Here is a 3,584-nt window from a genome sequence, read left to right as displayed (position 1 = left end):
TGCTGTGGCATCCAGCCGCCCGGGGTTTCGGCGACCAGTTCGGTGGCTTTGGCAATGGCGCCGTTCATGCCCTTCTCGCGCGGGGTCAGCACGAAGCTCGCGCCGTAGGCCAGCATCAGGCGGCGGCGCTCGATGCTCATGCTCTCGGGCATCACCAGCACCAGCTTGTAACCCTTGACCGCCGCCACCATGGCCAGGCCCACGCCGGTGTTGCCCGAAGTCGGCTCGATGATGGTGCCGCCCGTCTTGAGCATGCCGTTCTGCTCGGCCGCTTCGACCATGGCCAACGCAATCCGGTCCTTGATCGAGCCCCCGGGGTTGGCGCGCTCGCTTTTCACGTAGACGTTATGCGCACTGCCGAACAAGCGGTTGATGCGGATGTGCGGGGTGTTGCCGATGGTCTGCAAAACGTTCTGAGCCAGCATGCGAGTCTCCTTGGGTGGAGCGCAAATTATGGGCGCAAGGAGCAAGCGCAGCGAGCGACACATCAAGCAACGCCAGCGGAACCGGCTTCGCCGGTCCGCCAGGCGGCGCCCCTTGGGGGGTGGAGGCGGAAAAGCAATCTCCGCCTGCGCGGAGATTGCCCGCCGGAACGCCTGCTGGCTTGCAAGCCAGCAGGCAGGAGCGCAGCCACCGGGGGGCCATAATTCCTCGATGAATGCCCCCCTTCAAAACGACAGCTTTCTGCGCGCCTGTCTGCGCCAGCCCACCGACCACACCCCCGTGTGGCTGATGCGACAGGCCGGGCGCTATCTGCCCGAGTACCGCGCCACCCGTGGCCAGGCGGGCAGCTTCATGGGCCTGGCGACCAACACCGACTTCGCCACCGAGGTCACGCTGCAGCCACTGGAGCGCTACAAGCTCGACGCGGCCATTTTGTTCAGCGACATCCTGACGGTGCCCGACGCCATGGGCCTGGGCCTGAGCTTTGCGCTGGGCGAAGGCCCGAAGTTCGCCCACCCGGTGCGCGACGAAGCCGCCGTGGCCCAGCTCGAAGTGCCCGACATGGCCAAGCTGCAATATGTGTTCGACGCCGTCACCTCGATCCGCAAGGCGCTCAACGGCCGCGTGCCGCTGATCGGCTTTTCGGGCAGCCCGTGGACGCTCGCGTGCTACATGGTCGAAGGCGCCGGGTCTGACGACTACCGCCTCGTCAAGACCATGCTCTACAGCCGGCCCGACCTGATGCACCGCATGCTCCAGGTCAACGCCGACGCGGTGGCCACCTACCTCAACACCCAGATCGAAGCCGGCGCCCAGGCCGTGATGATCTTCGACAGCTGGGGTGGCGTGCTCGCCGACGGTGCCTTCCAGACCTTCAGCCTCGACTACACCCGCCGCGTGCTGGCGCAGCTGAAACGCGAGCACAACGGCCAACGCATCCCGCACATCGTCTTCACCAAAGGCGGGGGCCTGTGGCTGGAAGAGATCGCCGCCACCGGCGCCGACGTGGTGGGCCTGGACTGGACGGTCAACCTCGGCCAAGCGCGCCAACGCATCGGGCACCTGGCGGCGCTGCAAGGCAATCTCGACCCCAACGTGCTGTTTGCGTCGCCCGAGCAGATCCGCACCGAGGTGCAGAAAACCCTGAGCAGCTTCGGCCCCTGGGACCGTGGCGATGGCTTGGGCGCCGGCCACATCTTCAACCTGGGCCACGGCATCAGCCAGCACACACCGCCCGAGAGCGTGTCGGCGTTGGTGGATGCGGTGCATGAGTACTCACCCCGCATGCACACCCGTGGCTGAAAACGGTTGCAGTTGGTTGCAGCTTTTCGAAACGAGGGACAGTGGTTTCCCGGTGAGTTGTCACTCAGGGCTTGACTTATCCCCAAAAGCTTGAATGTGACGGTTCTGGGCGCACCGTCGTTCGCCGCCCCATCAGTATTGCAAATTAGCTTGCTAAGTCGTTGATTTCATTGAAGGCGTAAATTGCTCCCAAAGTGAGCAACGCAGCGCCAAGCCCCAAAAATCAACGATCTAGCTGCATTTTTTGCAGGTTCCCCACAAAGTTATCCACAGCAGCCGTGGAAAGCTTCAAAAGCCTTTTCAAATCAGACACTTAACGCAGTTCTCTCACCAAGGCCTCAACTTTGCCCGCTAACTCGCTGCCCGCGCGACATGGATGAACCCCAGCGCCTTCGCGTCGCGGTCGATGCCCCGGCGCACAGCGGCCTGCAAAGCGCTCTCGACTATTTGAGTGAGCGCATGCTCCCACCGGGTACCCTGGTGCGGGTTCCGCTGGGTCGGCGTGAAGTGGCCGGTGTGGTGTGGCCGGGTGAGCCGTCGGACGAACCAACGCTTGCGCTCAAGCCAGTCACCCAGGCGCTGCAGGCCTTGCCGCCCTTGTCGGCCCGCTGGTGTGAGCTGGTGGGTTTTGCCGCCTCGTATTACCAGCGCGGCCTGGGGGAAGTGGCCTTGTCGGTGCTGCCGCCCGAGCTGCGCAAGCTCGACGACGCCCAGCTTGCCAACCGCATCACCCGCCTGCACAAGGCCTTGGGCAAAGCGCCCGCGCCAGACAGCACCGCGCCCCCACGCCCCGAACTCACCCCCGACCAGGCTGCCGCGCTCGCCCGCCTGGCCGAGCTGAGCGCGCCCGGCAGCGCACCCGTGGTGCTGCTGCACGGCCTGACCGGCAGCGGCAAGACCGAGGTCTACCTGCGCGCCGCCGAAGAAGCGCTCGCCTCGGGACGCCAGGTGCTGGTGCTGGTGCCCGAGATCAACCTCACGCCGCAGCTCGAAGCACGTTTTGCCGAACGTTTCTGCCAGGGCGCCGCGCCGCGCCGCATCGTCTCGCTGCACAGCGGGCTCACCCCCGCGCAGCGGCTGAAGAACTGGCTGGCCGCCCACCTGGGCCTGGCCGACCTGGTGCTGGGCACGCGGCTGGCGGTGTTTGCGTCGATGCCGCGCCTCGGGCTGATCGTGGTCGACGAAGAACACGACCCTTCGTACAAACAGCAAGAAGGCGCCCGCTACTCGGCGCGCGACCTGGCCATCTACCGCGGCAAGCTCGAAGGGGCCTGCGTGGTGCTGGGCTCCGCCACGCCGTCTCTCGAAAGCTGGCAACGCGCCGAACAAGGGCGCTACGAGCGGCTGACGCTGGCGCACCGGGTCGGTGGCGGCGCGCTGCCGGCGGTGCGGCTGGTCGACATGAACCTGCTGCCCAAGGCGACGGGCGTCACGTCGACCCTCTCGCCTCCGCTGGTGGCCGCGCTCGCCAAACGGCTCGAACGCGGCGAACAAAGCCTGGTCTTCCTCAACCGCCGCGGCTACGCGCCGGTGCTGCACTGCACCGACTGCGGCTGGAAAAGCGGCTGCCCGCATTGCAGCGCCTGGCGTGTGTTTCACAAGCTCGACCGCACGCTGCGCAGCCACCACTGCGGCCTCACCCAGGCCGTGCCGCGCGCCTGCCCCGACTGTGGCAACGCCGACATCAGCTCGCTCGGCCGCGGCACCGAGCGGCTGGAGGAGCAGGTGGCCGCGCTGCTGCCGGGCGCGCGCGTGGCGCGCATCGACGCCGACAGCACGCGTGCGGCCGGCGAGCTCGGGCGGCAGCTGGCGGCGGTGCACGCCGGCGAGGTGGACGT

The 3,584-nt window shown here is 67.0% G+C and carries 3 protein-coding genes; 2 read left to right on the top strand and 1 reads right to left on the bottom strand.

All coding sequences use genetic code 11. The annotated features are described in order from the left end of the window. Nucleotides 1-425, bottom strand: a 425-nt coding sequence (locus tag RMO40_RS11620) for a pyridoxal-phosphate dependent enzyme (RefSeq protein ID WP_309720938.1), incomplete at its 3' end; no start/stop codon positions are given. 229 nt (nucleotides 426-654) lie between these two features. Here RMO40_RS11620 and hemE point away from each other — a divergent pair. Next, nucleotides 655-1,746, top strand: a complete 1,092-nt coding sequence (gene hemE / locus RMO40_RS11615; protein WP_309720935.1) for a uroporphyrinogen decarboxylase — start codon at nucleotides 655-657, stop codon at nucleotides 1,744-1,746. A gap of 372 nt (nucleotides 1,747-2,118) precedes the next feature. Further along, nucleotides 2,119-3,584: replication restart helicase PriA (gene priA, locus RMO40_RS11610; RefSeq protein WP_309720932.1), on the top strand; the 1,466-nt coding region annotated here is incomplete at its 3' end.

It is taken from the genome of Rhizobacter sp. (assembly GCF_031412075.1).
Classification (GTDB): domain Bacteria; phylum Pseudomonadota; class Gammaproteobacteria; order Burkholderiales; family Burkholderiaceae_C; genus Rhizobacter.
This window is presented reverse-complemented; position numbering and strand designations above follow the sequence as displayed.